This window comes from Amaricoccus sp., from assembly GCF_036846665.1.
Classification (GTDB): Bacteria; Pseudomonadota; Alphaproteobacteria; order Rhodobacterales; family Rhodobacteraceae; genus Amaricoccus.
The window spans coordinates 1-16,663 of the sequence record NZ_DAIUBO010000074.1 but is presented as its reverse complement, the minus strand read 5'-3'; the positions used below and the strand labels follow the sequence as shown (position 1 = coordinate 16,663).

Genomic DNA, 16,663 nt, shown 5'->3' with positions numbered 1-16,663 from the left:
CACGACCAGATCGAGGCCATGACCATGGCCGACAAGATCGTGGTGATGCGCGACGGCCGGGTGGAGCAGATCGGCGGGCCGCTCGATCTCTACGACAATCCGCGGAACGTCTTCGTCGCCGGCTTCATCGGCTCGCCGTCGATGAACTTCATCCAGGGCCGGATCGCGGGGGGCGACGGCCAGGCCCGGTTCGTGTCGAACGGCGGCCTTGAGCTGCCGCTTCCCCCCGCGAACGTGCGGGACGGGCAGGAGGTCACCTACGGCATCCGCCCCGAGCACATCGAGATCGGCGAAGGCGGCATCCCGGTCAGCGTCGTGGTGGTCGAGCCGACCGGCTCGGAGACGCAGGTCTTCGGCAAGGCGGGCAAGGAGCTGATCGACGCCATCGTCAAGGACCGGATCCGCGCCCGGCCCGGCGAGCAGATCTCCTTCCGCATCAACCCGACGAACGTCCACCTCTTCGACCGCAAGTCCTCGCAGCGCATCTGATACCGGACATACCTGATCGGTTTGCGGGATCGGGCTCGGGCCAACCGTGGAAGGCGGTGTTGGCGGCGATGATGTCGCGGTCCTGTTCGAGGAGGCGACAACGGGCGGCGGAGACGGCGTCGAGGGACCCGAAGCGGCGGAGTGTCGGGGGGCCGTTCGACGGCCGGCCGCAGGGGGCTTCGGTGCCGGGCAGCGGATGGACGAGCCGGACGCCTTCTGGCAGAGCGCGCCTCGGTTCGGCTTTCCAGCCGGCGCCGTCGCGCACACTCAGGATGACGCTGTCGCGCCGGCTGGTTCACTCAGCGCGGTGCGAGCGCCAGGATCTCCGCCATTCGCATGCCTCGGGGCGCGAGCCTGCCCACCGCGCACAGATCTTCTAGAAGTTGTAGCCGACCCGCAACGACATGCCCAAAATCGAGCCGTCGTTGTAGTCGGTGTCGAGCAGATTGTGGGTGTCGCCCAGCACCCCGTAGCTCAGCGCCCCGAGGAAGTTGAACCGCTCGTAATCATAGCTCAGCGCCGCCGTTGCGGTGGATCTGCCGTCATAGGGTCCGAGCGAGGTCATGGTGCCGCCCACCGAGGGCTCGTAGCTCACGAAGAAGGACCCTGCGAGGTCATCGGTGAACTGCCGGCCGAGCCCGAGCGTATAGGTCCACCAATCGTCCTGGTAGTCGACCAGCGGGCGGTCCGTGACCTGCGTGTAGACTGGCGGCTCGATGCTGAAGTCCGACCAATCCGTCCAGCGGACCGAGCCGAACAGCAGCGTCTTCGGGTTGAGGCCGGTCTGGAAGTCGAGCGTTGCCGATTGCGGTGTGTCGATGTCGGTCTGCGTCGATTGCGCGCCGGTCGCGGTGGAGAATTCGTCCGAATCGAGGGAATGGTCGATCCCGGAGAAATAGGTGAGCGACACGCGCAGGCCGATTTCCTGGCGGGCATAGGCCACGCCGGCCAGATAGCCGTAGCCCCAGTTTTCACCCGCATCGATCGAATAGTCGGCGATGAAGGGGATCGTCGCCTTGGCATCGAGCCGCTCCGCCCTGAGGCCGGCATAGCCCTTGACCCGATCGTTCAGGTCGTAGGCCAGTACCCCGGTCAATTGGTAGGTTTGGACCTTGGCGGTCGTGCCGTCATAGGGGAAGCCGCCGGGAAAGCTGCCCGGCCCGTATGAAGTATCGACCGCATAGGGCTGATCGAGCACGAGCAGATAGGACAGCCGGTCGTTGATGTCGCCCTTCAGCGCCGCCCCGACATGCGTCCGCGAATTGAACACGTCGCCGGTATTGCCGCTGAAGGTCAGGCCCGAGGTCGGATCGGTCGCGTCGTCGCCGCTCTGATGCGGATCGACATAGACGAGGCCGATCTCGCCATAGGTCCCGTCTTCGTAGAGGAGCCGGACCGGCTGCGGTACGGCATTCTCGAGCGCCGCCGCATGGACGAAACCGGGATAGGCGAGCAATGCGACACCGGCTGCGAGGCCGGCGCCTGACACGGCACGAATCGTCACCTTGGAACCCTCCGAAAAATCGGTCGCAATCGAGGAACGAGTAGGGTGGCAGCCGCACCGGACGGGGTCAAGACGAGCCGCGCCATCGGATGCGGCGTTCGTGTCACGTCCCGCATCGTACGACGATCGGGTGAGGCGACCGGCCGCCGCGAGGGACGGCGCCGGTCCGAGGTCGTCACCCGGATGTCGGATCACACCGGCGGACGCTGCGGCGCTTTCGGCGGCCTGCTAGGCGAAGGAGAGCTGCACCTTGACCGCCCTCGTCCTGTCGCCGGCCAGAGCGAAGGCGTCCAGCGCCTCGGCGATCGGAAACGTCCGGGTCAGGATCGGCGTCGGGTCGATCGTGCCGGCATCGATCAGTGCGACCGCCTCGGCGAATTCCGCGTGGAAACGATGCGCTCCAACGAGCTCGATCTCCTTTCCGACGATCATGTTGATCGGCACCGGCAGGTCGCCGGTCACGCCGACCTGGACGATGCGGCCGAGCGGCCGGGTGCATTCGATCGCGCTCCGGACGGCCGGCGCCGCGGCGGAGCATTCGAAGGTCACGTCGAAATGGCCCTTGTCGGCGGCGAATTCCGTCAGCGCCTCGCGGGCGACGTTCACGGTGCGGGTGGCGCCCATGGCGCGCGCCGCCGCGAGCGTGGCGTCGTGCAGGTCGGTCACGACGATCTCCCCGGCGCCGGCATGGGCCGCCGCGGCGACGCAGAGGCTGCCGATCGGCCCGGCGCCCGTCACGAGGACGCGCCTGCCGCGAAGCTCCCCCGCCCGGTTGCGGGCGTGCAGGCATACCGCCAGCGGCTCGGCGCAGGCGGCCTTGGCGAGGCTGGTCTCCGGCCCGATCGCGACACATTGCGCGGCATCGGCGAGCATCAGGTCGCGGAAGGCGCCCTGCTCGTGCGGGAAGCGCAAAGCGGAGCCGTTGAAGCGCATGGCGAGGCAGTGCTGGAACTTCCCCTCGCGGCAATAGGCGCAGCTGCCGCAGGGGCGGCTCGGGTTCAGCGCCACCCGGTCGCCGGGCACGAGCGCGACGCCCTCTCCGGCCGCCTCGACGGTGCCGGCGGCCTCGTGGCCGAGGATGATCGGCTCGCGCACCCGGATCGGCCCGAAGCCGCCGTCCTGGAAGTAGTGCAGGTCCGATCCGCAGATGCCGCCGGCGCCGATTCGGAGCAGCACCTGGCCCGGGGCGGGCTCGGGCACCTCGTCGGTCTCGACGCGGAGGTCTCCCTGGCCGTAGAGGCGGCAGACGCGGGTCTTCATCGGATCACTCCTTTCAGGGCAGAAGGGTCGTGGGCAGCCAGGTCGCGATCGGTGGCACGTAGGACACCAGAAGCAGCACCAGGAAGTTGGTCAGCAGGAACGGGGCGATCGCCACCACCACCGGCGTCAGGGGAAGCCGGGCGATGTTGGCGCAGATGAACAGGCAGACCCCCACCGGCGGCGTGGTCAGGCCGATCATCAGGTTCAGCACCGCGAAGGTCGCGAAGTGGAGCGGGTCGATGCCGACGCCCTGCGCGAGGGTGAGCAGCGGCACGAAGAGGATGATCAGCGCCGCGATCGTCTCCATGAACATGCCGACGAAGAGCAGGAGCAGGTTGATCAGCAGGATGACCAGGTACTTGTTGTCGGTGACCGAGAGCACCGCGTCGGCGATCGCCTGTGGGATGCGCTCCGAGACCAGGATCCAGCCGAAGACATTCGCGAAGCCGACCAGCACCAGGATCGCGGCGGAGGAGACCGCGCTGTCGATGAAGATCTTCGGGACCTGCGCGAGCGGCAGCTCGCGGTAGATGAAGAGCCCGACCACGAGCGCATAGACGCTGGCGACGATGGCGGTCTCGGTGGGCGTCGCGAGGCCCGAGAGCAGGCCGCCGATGATGAGGCCGGTCATGGCGATCGCCCAGAAGGCGCCGAGGAAGGCGCGGCCGAGCTCGCCGAAGCCGGCCCAGGGCTGGCGCGGGAAGTTGCGGCGCAGGGCGATGATGTAGCAGGTCACCATCATCGCGAGCCCCATGAGGATGCCGGGTATGGCGCCGGCGAGGAACATCTTGCCGACCGAGATGCCGGAGAGCGCGCCGACGATGATCATCGGCACGCTGGGCGGGATGATCGGACCGACCGTCGAGGAGGCGGCGGTGACAGCGGCGGAGAAGTCGGCGGGGTAGCCCGCCTTCTTCATGCCGGGGATCATCATGCCGCCGATGGAGGCTGCGTCGGCGACGGCGGTGCCGGAGATGCCGCCGAAGAGCATCGAGCCGGCGACATTGGTGAGCCCGAGGCCGCCACGCAACCAGCCGACCAGCGCGCTGGCGAAGCGGATGATGCGCTCGGTGATGCCGCCCGAGTTCATCAGGTTGCCGGCCAGGATGAAGCCGGGGATGCAGAGCAGCACGAAGACGTCCATGCCCGCATACATCTTCTGCGGCACCGAGACGAGCGGGATGCCCTCGAGCAGCAGGTAGGCGGCGGAAGCGAGCCCGAGGGTGACCGCCACCGGCACGCCGATGACGAGGCCGAGGACGAAGACGCCGATGAGAACCGCGAGGCCCATGGTCAGATCTCCTCCGCCGCGAGCGGCTTGCCGTCGCTCCTGCCGGTCAGCATGCGCACCGCCCGGAGCGCGGCGAAGACGAAGAGCGACACGAGCAGGACGAGGACGCTGGCGTGGATGAAGTCCATGCGCCAGGAGAGCGCGGGCGAGGTCTGCATCGCGCCGATCGATGTGTAGCGCCAGGCCGCCGGCACCAGCAGGAGGCAGAGCAGGGCGGTGGCGATCGCCGAGACGAGGCGCAGGACCCAGGGCCAGCGGCCGGGCAGGGCCTCGCAGACGAGGTCGACGTTGACGAGGTCGCCGGAGCGGTAGGAGAGCCCGGCGCCGAAGGCCGCGAGATAGAGCAGCGCGAAGCGCGTCAGCTCCTCGGTCCAGACCGGCGAGGCGGCGAAGGACCGTCCCAGCACCTGGATGATCACGGAGGCGCAGAGTACCGCGAAGGCGATGCCGACCGCGATGCGGCTGGCCCCCACGACAATACCCATCAGGCCCGGTTCCCGCATGGCATTCGATCCTTTAATGATGTTGGCGACGGCCGGGGCCGCCTGGTGCCTGCGCACCGCGCCGGATAACCGGCGCGGCGCCGCCCGGCGTCACTGCGCGAAGAGCTGCTCGACCACCGGCTTGATCTCGTCGCTGACGTTCGCCAGGACCGCGTCCTTGGCCTGCGCCGCGAAGGCCTCCTGGTCGACCTCGACGAATTCCATCCCGGCCGCCTGCAGGTCTTCCGTGAGCTGCGCCTCGTCCGCCAGGAAGAGCTCGCGCTCGTATTCCTGCGTGCGGCGCGCCGCTTCGAGCACCGCTTCCTGGTCCTCGGGGGAGAGGTTGTTCCAGGTCAGTTCCGAGATCGTCAGATAGATCCAGGACCGCACGTGCTCGGTGAGGTTCACGTAATCCTGCACTTCCGGGAAGCTCGCCGACTTGATCAGCGCCAGCGGGTTCTCCTGCGCCTCGATCGTGCCGTTCTGCAGCGAGGTGAAGACCTCGGAGAAGGCCATCGGGGTCGGGGCGGCACCCAGCGCTTCCCAGACGCTGACGAAGAGCGGCACGTTGGGCACCCGCATCTTCAGGCCGTCGAGATCGTCGGGGCTCGTGATCGGCCGGTTCGAGGTCAGGTTGCGCGGCCCGCGCGCGAAATAGGCGATCGGCCGGACCTGCGCGCGCTCGATGATCTGCGCCTCGATCTGGTCGCCGATCTCGCCGCCGGCGACGCTGTCCATCTCATCGAGCGAGGTATAGGCATAGGGGACCGCCAGCAGCGCCGCGAGCGGCGCCCAGTTCTGCAGGCTCTCCCCGGTGATGGTCATGTCGGCGGTGCCGAGTTGCATGCCGTTGATGAGGTCCATCTCCTTGCCGAGCGATTCGTTGGGGAAGACCTCGACGGCGATGCGCCCGTCGGTCAGCGCCGAGACCTCCTCGCCGAATTTCAGCGCGGCCTTGTTCCAGATGTTGTCTTCGTTCGCCAGGTGCCCGAGCTTGAGCGTGACCTCCTGCGCCATCGCCGTGCCGGCCAGCAGCGTGCCGGCGAGCCCGGCGGCGAGCACACCAAAGCGAATTCCCTGAAACTTCATTACGTTATCCTCCAGTTGCCAGTTCTTGCTTTCGACCCGGGGAGAGGCGGTCGCCGCTTCGGACCATCGTCCGCGCGCAGCGAATCTCCCTATTGGCCTTTCATACAAGCATACTTCCATACTAGTCAACCCAGTCGGCATGTGCTAACGATGAGGCAGCCGGTGCAATGCGACGAAAGGGGCAGATATGCGACAGACGTGGCGGTGGTTCGGTCCCAGGGACCTTGTTTCGATCGACGACATGCTCCAGGCGGGCGTCGAGGGGGTCGTCTCCGCATTGCATCACCTTCCGACCGGGGCGGTGTGGAGCCCCGAGGAGATCGCGCGGCGCCAGGCCGAGATCGGGCGGCGCGCCGACGGCCGGCCCTCGAGCCTCGCCTGGGAGGTGGTCGAGAGCCTTCCGGTCTCCGAAGACATCAAGAAGCAGAAGGGCGAGTGGCGTGCGCATCTCGCGAATTACCGCGCGAGCCTGAAGAACCTCGCCGAGGCCGGGCTCGAGGTGGTCTGCTACAATTTCATGCCGGTGCTCGACTGGACGCGCACCGACCTCGCATTCCGGGTCGCCCATGGCGGCACCTGCATGCGCTTCGATCTTGCCGATTTTGCCGCCTTCGACCTGCATATCCTCGCGCGCCGCGGGGCGGCGGAGGATTACTCCGAGGCGTTGCGCGAAGAGGCGGCCGCCCGCTTCGCCGCCATGAGCGCGGAGAAGCGGGAGCGGCTGACCGGCAACATCGCCTTCGGCCTGCCCGGCGCCGCCGAGAGCCTCACCCTCGACGACCTGCGCGCGCATCTCGACGAATACGGTGCCATCGATGCCGGGACGTTGCGGGCGCATTTCGTTGCCTTCCTCGAGGAGGTGGTGCCGACCGCCGAAGAGGTCGGCATCCGTCTCTGCTGCCACCCGGACGATCCGCCCTTCCCGCTGCTCGGGCTGCCGCGGGTCATGTCGACCGAGGCGGATTACGCCGCGATCATGGCGGCGGTCGACAGTCCTGCGAACGGCATCACCCTCTGCTCGGGCTCGCTCGGCGCGCGGCCCGACAACGACCTGCCCGGCATGATGCAGCGGCTCGGCGACCGGGTGCATTTCCTGCACCTGCGCAACGTGACCCGCGAATCCGGCGACACCCGGGGCTCGTTCCACGAGGCCGAGCACCTCGGCGGCGACACCGACATGGTGGCGCTGATCGCCGCGGTGGTGCGCGAGGAGCGCCGCCGGGCGACCTCCGGGCGCGCCGATGCGGCGATCCCGATGCGGCCGGACCACGGCCAGGACATCCTCGACGACCTGAAGCGCCGCGCCCAGCCCGGCTATCCGGCGATAGGCCGGCTCAAGGGGCTGGCGGAACTCCGCGGCATCATGACGGCGATGACCCATTCCGAGCTGGGTTTGCCGCAATGACCGGAGTCTCGGGCTGGGCGGCGGCGCATCGGTGAGGGGCTTCGCGTCAGGCGGTGAAGAGGTCCGGATGCGCTTCCGCCAGCTTCGGCAGTGACTTCAGGAGCTCTCCGAGATGCACGCGCATGGCGGCTTCGGCGCGCTCCGGGTCGCGCGCCGCTATGGCGGATGCGATCGCCTCGTGCTGTCCGATCAGGGTATCGATCGGCGTCGCCTCGGCGAAGGACAGGAACCGCACGCGATCCATCTGCGCCTTGAGCGTTTCGAGAAGCTTCCAGGCGGTTTCGCATCCGGCGCCGCGCGCGATCGCCTGGTGGAATTCCTCGTCGAGTTCCAGGAACGCCACATGGTCGCTGCGATCGCGCGCCGCCGCCTGACGCAGGATCAGTTGCTTCAGCTCGTCGACCAGGGCATCGCTCGCCTCCGCGGCGGCCTTGCGCACGAAAGCGACCTCGATCGCCTCCCGGATGAAGCGCGCATTGTCCACGTCCCGGCGCGATATGAGCAGGACATAGGTTCCCCGCTGCGGGCGAACCTCCACGAGGCCCGCCTCGGCGAGCTTGATGAAGGCCTCGCGGACCGGTTGCCGCGAAACCTTCAGCTGCCGCGCCAGTTCCGTCTCGGAGAGCGGGTTTCCCGGCCGCAGTTTGAGCTGGATGATCGCGTCGCGCAGCAGGTCGTAGACCTTGTTGCTGACGCTTCCGTGGCGGAAGGCGTCGGGAGGAAGCGACATGTCCATTGGAAGGGCTCGGAACCTCCTGCCGTCCCAATCTACATACTACCATTCAAGCCCATTGCCAAGGCGGCAGAAACGACCCGCCCTGTGGCCACGCGGCTCCGGTCGGCTGCGAGGCGGCGGCCTGGCGAGGACCTGGACCGAGCCTGCCGACGCAGCGACCCTGTCCGCGAAATGGGGGCCACCTCACGGACCCCTGGACCGAGTGACCCGCCCCTCCGGTTCCTCGGTCATCGCGGGAGCCCCTGGGGTCGACAGCGGGAGTCCGCCTCGGACGGACGCCGGCCCGGAACAGTCACCTCGAGACCTTGCGGGGCACCACCGGGCACCCGGAGCCCGGCGGACTATCCGGTGCGCGTCATGTCGGCGGTGAGCCGCACGGGTCCGGTGCGGCCCTCCAGCCGCGCGCGATAGACGTGCAGCGCCTCGAGCACTCGCATGACATAGTTGCGCGTCTCCGAGAAGGGGATCGTCTCCACCCAGATCACCGGATCCACCTCCGGCCGGCGCGGGTCGCCGAAGGTGCCGATCCATTCGTCCACCCTTCCCGGCCCGGCGTTATAGGCCGCCGTCGCGAGGATGTAGGAGCCCCGGTAGCGGTTGAGCATGCGCGACAGGTATTCCGTGCCGAGGGTGGCGTTGTAGATCGGATCGGTGCCGACCCGGTCGAGATCGAAATCCACGCCCGCAAGCGTCGCCATGTGCTCGGCGGTCGCGGGCATGAGCTGCATCAGCCCGCGCGCCCCGACCCCGCTCGACGCCTGCGGGTTCAGCTCCGATTCCTGCCGCGCGATCGCCATGGCGTATTCCGTCGGAACCGGCCAGTCCCGCTCGGCGATGGCATGCAGCGGATAATATTGCGCGGCGATGATGATGTCCTCCGCGGCGGCGTCCTTGGCGATGCGGATGCCGATCTCGGGCCTGCCGATGTCGATCGCCATCTGCGCCAGCGCCGCCCGGGTCGCCGCGGGCTGCTCCTCCGCGGCATGGCGGAAGAACTGCGAGGCGCGCGGGCCTTCGCCGGCGAGATGAAGCAGATAGCCCGCCCGGATCACCGAGGATTTGCGGAACGCCGCCCGGCGCCAGTTGGGCGCGGCCTCGCCCGCCAGGGCGGGATCGGGCGCCTGCCCGACGCGCTCCGCCGCCAGCTGCCCGTAGAAGCTCGTCTGATGCCGCGCAGCCGCCCGGAAGGCCGCCTCAGCTGCAGCGGCATCGCCCAGGCGCTCCTCGGCCAGCCCGATCCAGTAGCCCGCCCGGCCGAGGCTGATCGGCGTCGCGACCACGGCCCCGAAGCGCCGGAAATGCGCCAGCGCCAGCTCGGGATCGTTCTTGCGTGTGAGCGCGATGAAGCCCGCGAGCCATTCCGAATCGGCGTAATCCGCGCCGCCCGCCCCGAAGCTCTTCGAAGCGAGCCGATAGGCGTGATCCACCTCGCCGCGCCGCAACGCCTGGCGCGCGAGATTGGCGCGGCGCTCCATCCACATCTCCGGCCTGCCCAGGGCCTCGCGGGTGGTCGATTTCTCCAGAAGGTACTCCTCGGCATCCTCCCAGCGGCCCTTCTCGACGCGGTAGCGATAGCGCTCGAAGGCGAGGCCGGGATCGCGCTTCAGCTTGCCCGGCACCGCGCGGATCGCGAGCGTCAGGCCCTCGGTGTCCCGGCGCGTCGCGATCCGCGCGCGCGCCAGCGCCTGCCAGTCCTCGTCGACCAGGCGCAGCATGGACTCGGCCTCCCGGGTCCAGCCCTCCCAGAGGCACATGTCGAGCCGGGCGACGTGATGCGGCGCCAGCACGTCGCCCCAGCGCCCGAGGAACTCCGCCTGTTCCGGCGGGCCCAGCGACAGCTCGCGCCATCCGCGCACGGCCTCGGCCTCGGCTTCCTCCTCGCGACCCGCGGCCACCAGCGCGTCGGCGAGGCGCAGCGCCCCGGTTCCGGTCTGCGGCGGCTCGCCGTCGAAGAAGGCGAAGACCTCCTCGGCCGGCAGATCCGGCGGCATCAGCCGCTCCCCGGCCCGCCGCAGCACCTTCAGCCCCGGCCAGTCGGCGTTGCGCAGCACGAAATCCTCGTAGTCGCGCCAGCGCCCGGCGCCGTCCCGGAGCCGGGTCCAGAGCACGAGGTCGCGCACCACCCCGTCACCGCTCCGCGCCGCGAAATCCGCCGCGCCCGCCCAGTCACCGACCCGCGCCGCCTCCAGCGCCGATCCCAGGAGCGCCGCCTGCGGCGCATCGGATTGCGCCTCGACCGGGCCGGGCGCCGCGGGAAGCACGAAGAGAAGCGCGATGCAGGCCATGATCGGTCGCAGCCGCAATCCGAATCCTCCTAAGGTCGTTCTACCTTCACGATGATATACCATAACGTGTGTCTTTCGCCACCAATCATCCGCTTGCGGCGGGCGGGGTTCGCGACTAGGGTCCCCCCGCGTTCGGCCCGGCGCAACGGGCAGACGTGGAGGAAGGACCATGTTCAGAGGCTCGATCCCCGCGCTGATCACGCCGTTCCGCAACGGCGGGATCGACGAAAAGGCGCTGGTCGATCTGGTCAATTGGCATGTGGAGGAGGGCAGCCACGGCCTCGTCGCCGTGGGCACCACCGGCGAGACGCCGACGCTGAGCCACGAGGAGCACGAGCGCTGCGTCGAGATCGTGGTGCGGACGGCGGCAGGACGCATCCCGGTGATCGCCGGCGCGGGCTCCAACAACACCGCCGAATCCGTGCGGCTGATGGCCTTCGCGAAATCGGTCGGCGCGGATGCGGCCCTGGTGGTCACGCCCTATTACAACAAGCCCGGCCAGCGTGGGCTCTACCACCATTACCGCACCCTGCACGACGCGGTGGACCTGCCGATCATCATCTACAACATCCCCGGCCGCTCGGTGATCGACATGAGCCCCGCGACCATGGGCGAGCTCGCGAAGCTGCCGCGCATCATCGGCGTGAAGGACGCGACCGGCGACATCGGCCGGGTGTCGGACACCCGCATCGCCTGCGGCCGCGACTTCCTCCAGCTCTGCGGCAACGACGACGTGGCGCTCGGCTTCAACGCCCATGGCGGGCGCGGCTGCATCTCGGTGGTGGGCAATATCGCGCCGCGACTCTGCGCCGAATTCCAGGAGGCGACGCTCGCAGGCGACTTCGCCCGCGCGCTGGAATATCAGGACCGGCTCATGCCGCTGCATCGCGCCGCCTTCGCCGAATCGAACCCCTGCCCGACCAAATACGCCCTCTCGGTGCTGGGCAAATGCAGCGACGACGTCCGCTCGCCCCTGGTCACCGTCGAGGCGGCGACGCGCGAGCGCATGGAGGCCGCCATGCGCCACGCGGGCCTGCTCAACTGACACCGCCGCTCAGGTCGGCACGGTGACCGGAACCGCCGGGCTGCCGACCATGAACCCGCCGCTGGCGAAATCGACCTCGGCGAGCCCGCCGTCGTCGCCGGTCGGCACCTTCCCGATTCGGTCGACTCCCCGCCAATCCATGGCAGCGCGCCCTGCTTCTGTCCGACCTGGCGACGATACCCCTGGAATGGCACCACCGGTGCACGCGGGACGCGGAATCATGCTCCGATTTCGCCACCGTCCTATCGGCATTGACGCGGGTGCTGCGCCTACCAGGGAAATTCCCGGCCGTTCCAGTTCCGGAAGCTGCCGGTGTCCTCGAGGGTCAGCCCCTCGATCACCTCGCGCATGGCCCGTACGCTCTCCTCGGCGGAGATGCGGGCGCTCGGCCCGCCCATGTCGGTCCGTACCCAGCCGGGGTTGATGACCGCGACCACGATCCCCTGCGCCCGGAGCTGGAACGACCGCGCGCGCATGGCCATGTTCACCGCCGCCTTGGAAGTGCGGTACATCATCGACCCGCCCGAGCCCGCATCGCCGATGGAACCGTAGCCGCTGGTAAGCGTGATCGCCTTCGCGCCCCCGGCCGCCGCGAGCCGCGGGAAGAAGGCGTCGAGCACACGCACCGGGCCGAAGGTATTGACGTCGAGCACCCGCGCCCATTCGGCATAGTCGACCGCCCCCGGCCCGTCGTCCCCCTGCCCCATGATGCCGGCGCTGTTGATCAGCAGGTCGATCGGCGTCGCCTCGGCCCGCGCCGCGGCCTCGACCGAGGCGAGGTCGGTCACGTCCATCGCCACCGGAAGCACGCGGTCGCCGAGGGCGCGCAGCTCCGCCTCCACGGCACCGGGATCGCGGCAGCCGGCGATGACCTGCCAGCCGTCGGCGGCGAACTGGCGCACGAATTCGCGGCCGATGCCGCGGCTGGCGCTGGTGACGAGGATGGCGGGCATGGCGGGCCTCCGGAATGCTGCGGCTCCGCAAACAACCTAGCATGAACCCCCGCGGCGGAAACCCGCGCCCGCGCTGGACAGCTTTCCCGGCCTCGGCTAGAGCGGCGCGATCATGGCGCAGAAACCTGAACGGCCGCGGAAGATCGTCGCCGAGAACCGCAAGGCCCGGCACAATTATTTCATCGAGGACGATCTCGAAGCCGGCATCGTGCTGGAAGGCTCCGAGGTGAAGAGCCTGCGCACCGGCAAGGCGAACATCGCCGAGAGCTATGCCTCGGTCGAGGGTGGGGAGCTCTGGCTGATCAACGGCTATATCCCGGCCTACGAGCAGGCGCGCGCCTTCGGCCATGACGAGCGGCGCCGACGCAAGCTCCTGGTCAGCAAGCGCGAACTGGCCCGCCTCTGGCAGGGGATCGGGCGCGAGGGCATGACCCTGGTGCCGCTGCGCCTCTATTTCAACGACAAGGGCCGCGCCAAGCTCCAGCTCGGCATCGCCAAGGGCAAGAAGCTCACCGACAAGCGCGAGACCGAGAAGAAGCGCGACTGGGATCGCCAGAAGGCGCGGCTGATGCGCGAGCGCGGCTAGGACGGCCGCCGGCGCGCTAGCGGTTCCGCCCGCCCCTGCCGCCGGACCCCGACCTGCCCCGGCCCTCGCCTCTTGTTCCGTCTCTGCCGCCGCTTCTGGTGGCGCCCTTTCCGCGGTCCTTCGAGGCGCTCCGGCCGCCGGCCTTCGATCCGCCCTTTCCGCCGCCCCTCGACACCTCCGAGCCGCGACCCTTCGAGACGCCCTGCACGCCGCCCCTCGATATCCTGGCGCCGCCGCCCCTGCTCCAGCCGCCGCCGGAGCGGTCGCCGCGATCCGCCCCGCTCTTCCCGCTCCCTGTCCCGCCGCCGAACCCACCGGCCCGGTCGGTGGTGCCCGTTGCGGTGCCGCCGCTGCCCCGGTCCGATCCCCCTGCGGCCACGTCGCCGCCGCTGCTGCCCGAGCCGCCGGCTCCGGCCGTCACGCCGGATCGCGAATCGGCGGACTCGCCCGCGCCCTTCCCGCCGGCGCCTCCGGAAGCCGAGCCCGTCCCCTTCCCCGATCCACCGGCCGGGGCGGTGCCGTCGCGCGGCGCCGAGCCTCCGGTGGAAACCCGGGAAGCCGCCGGTGCCGCCGAGGGCTCGACCAGGATCGTGGCGCGGGCGGCCGGCACGCCGCCGCCGTCCCCTCGAGGGGAACCGCGACCCGCGCCGCCGCCGAGAACCCGCCCGAGCAGCCCGGCAAGCCCCGCCCCCTGCGGCGCCTCCGCCGGATCCCCCGCGGCCGCGACTGCGACCGCAGCGGATCCGGTGCCTTGGCGCGATGCGCCGGCCGCCGCACGGGCCGGCGCTTCGCCCGAGAGCCAGACCTCGAGCCGACCCGAGCCCGTCCGGGCCGACAGATGGGTGAAATCCCGCGCCTCGGCATCCGGCCAGACCGCCGACAGCGCCACCGCCGCCGCCCCGGCGGCATCGGCATCCGCATCGGCGAAGTACCGGACATTGGTGCGGCCGATCGAGACGCCGGCCCGTGCGGAGGCCACCTCCCCGAAACCGGCATCCTGCAGCGCCGCCGCCGCCGCGGCGATCTCGGCCTCGGAGAGGCTCGGCGGCGCGCTCAGCCGGACATCCACATCGGCATGGCCGCCCGCGACGCTTGCGGCGATCACCCGCCAGCCCGGGCCGAGGCCGGGCAGCGGCGCCGTCGGCCGACCGGGAGCCGCGAGCGCAGCCGGCCGCGCCGGCACCGACCGCGATGACTCGGGCGGCGCCCAGACGGCCGCCGGGCCCGGCGGCGGCAGGCCGGACAGCTGCGGGGCCACCGCGGTCACCGCCGGCGGCGACGGTTCTGCCATGCTGCCGGCACCGCCCCCCGAGAGCGCGAGAAAGACCGCGAGGCCGAGGCCGAGCGCAAGCCCAGCGGCAAAGATGACCCCGATCACCGCGATCCGGCCGCGGCCGGCGCCCGCAGCTTCCGAAACCGGCACGGGCCGCGCTTCCGCCACGACCCGAAATGCCGGCGCCCAGCCCGGGGCGAGTTCCAGGACGGGCGTGCCCTCGCCCGCAGGGGCACCTTCGGCGGCGCAGCTTCCCAGCGAGATCGCACGCCGGATCCGCGCCAGTTCGAGGCGACGTTCGAAGGCCGGCGTGTCGAGAAGTTCCACGATCGGGGATGCACCCGGCCCCGCGCCCAAGCGCGCCTGCCGCAGCCTGCCGGCGCGGGCCTCGTCTCCCATCACACCCTCCCCCGCAGCCGCCCCCGACGCAAGCCGACGGCGGTCCCCCAGCGAGGCGTTAACCCTATCACCGATCGTCAATCATGCAAGTTCGTCGGCATTGTCGGCTGATGTCATCGCATTCGGAGCTGGATCTTCCTCCTTCGACGCTCCCGCTGCCCGGCGGTGCCCGCCGGACCGGAAGGCGGCACCAGGCGCATCCGGACCTCGGGCGGAAAGGCTCGCGTGGCCATATGGAACGCCCTCGCAATACCGCCCGACCTGTCGCGCCAGACCACCAGATCGGTTAGCCTGCCGGCCAGGGCACATGGCAGGAGGTCCATCTGATGCGAACGATCCTCGCGCTGACCGCCGCGGTCGCGCTCGGCGGCACCGCCGCGACCGCGGCGAAGGAGGCGGCCGGCGCCTGCTATGCGGTCGCCGCTGCCCTGCCGGAGGCCGCCTTCGTGGTCGCCACCGATCCGGGTGCCGGCGCGGTCGTCCACCCCGGCTTCGCGGTTTCGGGCTGCTCGCGCAGCTTCGAGGGCACCGTGAACTGGCGCCTGCTCGGGCGTGACGGCGGCGTTCTCGCCGAAGGCTTCACCAGCGGCGGTGGCGTCGACGGCCCGGCACCCTTCGCCTTCGCGGTCGCCTTCGAGGTCCAGGCGACGCAGATCGGCCATCTGGAGGTCTTCGAGACCGATGCCTCCGACGGCGAGGGCTTCCCGCCGGGACGAACCGTCCTGCCGCTGGTCCTGAGCCCCTAGCTCCGCGGCGCGGCCTCGGCGGGCGGCGCGCTGACCCATGCCTTCGCCGCATCGAGATCCCGGTCGCCGAAGACATGCACCTCGGCCGGGATCAGCGGCGCGAAGATGCGGGTGCCGTGCCGGATCCATTCGAGATCCGACACCACCGCGATCTTGCTGAACTGCGTCAGATGCATGAGCCCGACGCGGGTGTCGCTCCAGGCCGCGCCGGGGGTGAAGGCGCTGAACTCCGGGCCGATCCGGTAAAGCAGCCGGATCTTGTCGTGGCGCTTCAGCCGCTCCTCGATCAGCGGCACGATGCGCTCGGAATAGTCGCGCGCGGTGATCACGTCGCGCACCGAGATGCCCACCACGTCGTCGGGCAGATCCGTCATCACCGTCACATGCTCGGCCGCCTCCCCGGTCTCGGCCACCCAGTCGAGCGCGGCCTGCAGACCGTCGGCCGGGAAATGCCGCACATCCGCCGCGAGGAACTGCCGCGCCACCGCCGGCGCGATGTCGAGCACCCGCGAATCCGACACCAGCGCGATCTTGCCGACCAGCCGGTGATGCTCGCGGATGAATTCCACATGGCCGAAGAAGGCGGCGAAATCCGACCAGCCGGGAAAGCTCGGGGCATGGATCACCAGGTTCGGAATCCGGTCCGTGGCATTGACGCGCGCGTTGAAACGCTCGGTCAGCTTGGCGAAATCCGCCCGGTCGAGCTTGCCCGAGGGCTCCAGCACGAAGCAGTTATGCGCCTCGTCTTCGGTGATCTTCAGCATCGCTTCCTCCCGTCTTGCCCCTGGATGACACCCCGCCGCCGGCGGCTCACTCCTCCTCGTCGCGGCGCAGAAGGATGATCAGCGCCCCGAGCGCCACCAGCCCGGCTCCGACCATGCCCCGCGACGGGCGCCGGAGCCGGGTGGGCGCGACCGAGAGCAGCGCGGCGCGGGCGAGCTTGCGGTCGAGGGTCGAGCGCTCGGCCGCCAGCCGCCGCGCCTCGCGGCGCTCCGCGGCGAGAACCGCGGCGAGGATCAGCGCCGCGAGCAGCATCACGCCCGCCATGATCGCGAGCGCCGCCACCCAGCCCAGCCGCGCCGCCAGCGCGGCGGTCGCCGCGCCGAGCGCGAAGAAAACC

Annotated in this window: 17 protein-coding genes; 5 read left to right on the top strand and 12 right to left on the bottom strand. The window is 70.1% G+C overall.

Annotation, left to right across the window (positions count from 1 at the left end):
• Positions 1–489 (top strand): ABC transporter ATP-binding protein (locus V7050_RS09225; protein ID WP_324410472.1); only part of this gene is annotated, 489 nt, incomplete at its 5' end.
• A 376-nt stretch (positions 490–865) separates the two neighbouring features.
• Here V7050_RS09225 and V7050_RS09220 read toward each other — a convergent pair.
• From V7050_RS09220 to V7050_RS09200, 5 genes are all read right to left on the bottom strand, one after another.
• Positions 866–1,993: an OmpP1/FadL family transporter gene (locus V7050_RS09220; RefSeq protein WP_324365707.1), complete on the bottom strand. Its 1,128-nt coding sequence runs from the start codon at positions 1,991–1,993 to the stop codon at positions 866–868.
• 228 nt (positions 1,994–2,221) lie between these two features.
• Positions 2,222–3,253, bottom strand: coding sequence for an L-idonate 5-dehydrogenase (locus V7050_RS09215; RefSeq protein WP_324365705.1), 1,032 nt, complete (start codon positions 3,251–3,253; stop codon positions 2,222–2,224).
• 13 nt (positions 3,254–3,266) lie between these two features.
• Positions 3,267–4,544, bottom strand: coding sequence for a TRAP transporter large permease (locus tag V7050_RS09210; RefSeq protein WP_324365703.1), 1,278 nt, complete (start codon positions 4,542–4,544; stop codon positions 3,267–3,269).
• Between the two features lie 2 nt (positions 4,545–4,546).
• The gene (locus tag V7050_RS09205) at positions 4,547–5,047 is read right to left on the bottom strand and encodes a TRAP transporter small permease (RefSeq protein WP_324374636.1); all 501 of its coding nucleotides are present in this window, start codon (positions 5,045–5,047) and stop codon (positions 4,547–4,549) included.
• Between the two features lie 90 nt (positions 5,048–5,137).
• Positions 5,138–6,115: a TRAP transporter substrate-binding protein gene (locus tag V7050_RS09200; RefSeq protein WP_324365699.1), complete on the bottom strand. Its 978-nt coding sequence runs from the start codon at positions 6,113–6,115 to the stop codon at positions 5,138–5,140.
• Between the two features lie 187 nt (positions 6,116–6,302).
• Here V7050_RS09200 and uxuA point away from each other — a divergent pair, with 187 nt between their 5' ends.
• Positions 6,303–7,520, top strand: coding sequence for a mannonate dehydratase (gene uxuA, locus V7050_RS09195; RefSeq protein WP_324365697.1), 1,218 nt, complete (start codon positions 6,303–6,305; stop codon positions 7,518–7,520).
• A gap of 46 nt (positions 7,521–7,566) precedes the next feature.
• On the opposite strand, the gene V7050_RS09190 is transcribed toward uxuA, so the two are convergent.
• The gene (locus tag V7050_RS09190; RefSeq protein WP_324365695.1) at positions 7,567–8,256 is read right to left on the bottom strand and encodes a GntR family transcriptional regulator; all 690 of its coding nucleotides are present in this window, start codon (positions 8,254–8,256) and stop codon (positions 7,567–7,569) included.
• Between the two features lie 341 nt (positions 8,257–8,597).
• Positions 8,598–10,559: a lytic transglycosylase domain-containing protein gene (locus V7050_RS09185; RefSeq protein WP_324365693.1), complete on the bottom strand. Its 1,962-nt coding sequence runs from the start codon at positions 10,557–10,559 to the stop codon at positions 8,598–8,600.
• Between the two features lie 151 nt (positions 10,560–10,710).
• Between V7050_RS09185 and dapA the strand changes: the two genes are divergently transcribed.
• Complete coding sequence (gene dapA / locus V7050_RS09180; protein ID WP_324365692.1) at positions 10,711–11,586, top strand: 4-hydroxy-tetrahydrodipicolinate synthase; 876 nt, start codon at positions 10,711–10,713, stop codon at positions 11,584–11,586.
• Between the two features lie 9 nt (positions 11,587–11,595).
• On the opposite strand, the gene V7050_RS09175 is transcribed toward dapA, so the two are convergent.
• Positions 11,596–11,727 (bottom strand): hypothetical protein, encoded by a 132-nt coding sequence (locus V7050_RS09175; RefSeq protein WP_324365690.1) that lies wholly within the window; start codon positions 11,725–11,727, stop codon positions 11,596–11,598.
• A 128-nt stretch (positions 11,728–11,855) separates the two neighbouring features.
• Positions 11,856–12,539 carry an SDR family oxidoreductase gene (locus V7050_RS09170; RefSeq protein ID WP_324365688.1) on the bottom strand — a complete coding sequence of 228 codons (684 nt, stop codon included), beginning with the start codon at positions 12,537–12,539 and terminating at the stop codon, positions 11,856–11,858.
• A 112-nt stretch (positions 12,540–12,651) separates the two neighbouring features.
• On the opposite strand from V7050_RS09170, the gene smpB reads away from it, so the two are divergent.
• Positions 12,652–13,125, top strand: coding sequence for an SsrA-binding protein SmpB (smpB, locus tag V7050_RS09165; RefSeq protein ID WP_324365686.1), 474 nt, complete (start codon positions 12,652–12,654; stop codon positions 13,123–13,125).
• 16 nt (positions 13,126–13,141) lie between these two features.
• Here the strand turns inward: smpB and V7050_RS09160 are convergent, their stop codons facing one another.
• The gene (locus V7050_RS09160; RefSeq protein WP_324365684.1) at positions 13,142–14,797 is read right to left on the bottom strand and encodes a hypothetical protein; all 1,656 of its coding nucleotides are present in this window, start codon (positions 14,795–14,797) and stop codon (positions 13,142–13,144) included.
• Between the two features lie 326 nt (positions 14,798–15,123).
• On the opposite strand from V7050_RS09160, the gene V7050_RS09155 reads away from it, so the two are divergent.
• Positions 15,124–15,543: a Gmad2 immunoglobulin-like domain-containing protein gene (locus V7050_RS09155; protein WP_324365683.1), complete on the top strand. Its 420-nt coding sequence runs from the start codon at positions 15,124–15,126 to the stop codon at positions 15,541–15,543.
• Here the strand turns inward: V7050_RS09155 and V7050_RS09150 are convergent.
• A complete protein-coding gene (locus V7050_RS09150) occupies positions 15,540–16,307 on the bottom strand; it encodes an STAS/SEC14 domain-containing protein (RefSeq protein ID WP_324365681.1) in 768 nt (255 codons plus the stop codon). The two genes, V7050_RS09155 and V7050_RS09150, sit on opposite strands and share 4 nt — an antisense overlap.
• Positions 16,308–16,353: 46 nt before the next feature.
• Positions 16,354–16,663, bottom strand: a 310-nt coding sequence (locus tag V7050_RS09145) for a hypothetical protein (protein ID WP_324410469.1), incomplete at its 5' end; no start/stop codon positions are given.

Coding starts and splice junctions, on each gene's coding strand:
- V7050_RS09215 (WP_324365705.1), bottom strand. CDS start 3,253: ATGAAGACCCGCGTCTGCCGCCTCTACGGCCAGGGAGACCTCCGCGTC.
- V7050_RS09210 (WP_324365703.1), bottom strand. CDS start 4,544: ATGGGCCTCGCGGTTCTCATCGGCGTCTTCGTCCTCGGCCTCGTCATC.
- V7050_RS09205 (WP_324374636.1), bottom strand. CDS start 5,047: ATGCGGGAACCGGGCCTGATGGGTATTGTCGTGGGGGCCAGCCGCATC.
- V7050_RS09200 (WP_324365699.1), bottom strand. CDS start 6,115: ATGAAGTTTCAGGGAATTCGCTTTGGTGTGCTCGCCGCCGGGCTCGCC.
- uxuA (WP_324365697.1), top strand. CDS start 6,303: ATGCGACAGACGTGGCGGTGGTTCGGTCCCAGGGACCTTGTTTCGATC.
- V7050_RS09190 (WP_324365695.1), bottom strand. CDS start 8,256: ATGGACATGTCGCTTCCTCCCGACGCCTTCCGCCACGGAAGCGTCAGC.
- dapA (WP_324365692.1), top strand. CDS start 10,711: ATGTTCAGAGGCTCGATCCCCGCGCTGATCACGCCGTTCCGCAACGGC.
- V7050_RS09175 (WP_324365690.1), bottom strand. CDS start 11,727: ATGGATTGGCGGGGAGTCGACCGAATCGGGAAGGTGCCGACCGGCGAC.
- V7050_RS09170 (WP_324365688.1), bottom strand. CDS start 12,539: ATGCCCGCCATCCTCGTCACCAGCGCCAGCCGCGGCATCGGCCGCGAA.
- smpB (WP_324365686.1), top strand. CDS start 12,652: ATGGCGCAGAAACCTGAACGGCCGCGGAAGATCGTCGCCGAGAACCGC.
- V7050_RS09160 (WP_324365684.1), bottom strand. CDS start 14,797: ATGGGAGACGAGGCCCGCGCCGGCAGGCTGCGGCAGGCGCGCTTGGGC.
- V7050_RS09155 (WP_324365683.1), top strand. CDS start 15,124: ATGCGAACGATCCTCGCGCTGACCGCCGCGGTCGCGCTCGGCGGCACC.
- V7050_RS09150 (WP_324365681.1), bottom strand. CDS start 16,307: ATGCTGAAGATCACCGAAGACGAGGCGCATAACTGCTTCGTGCTGGAG.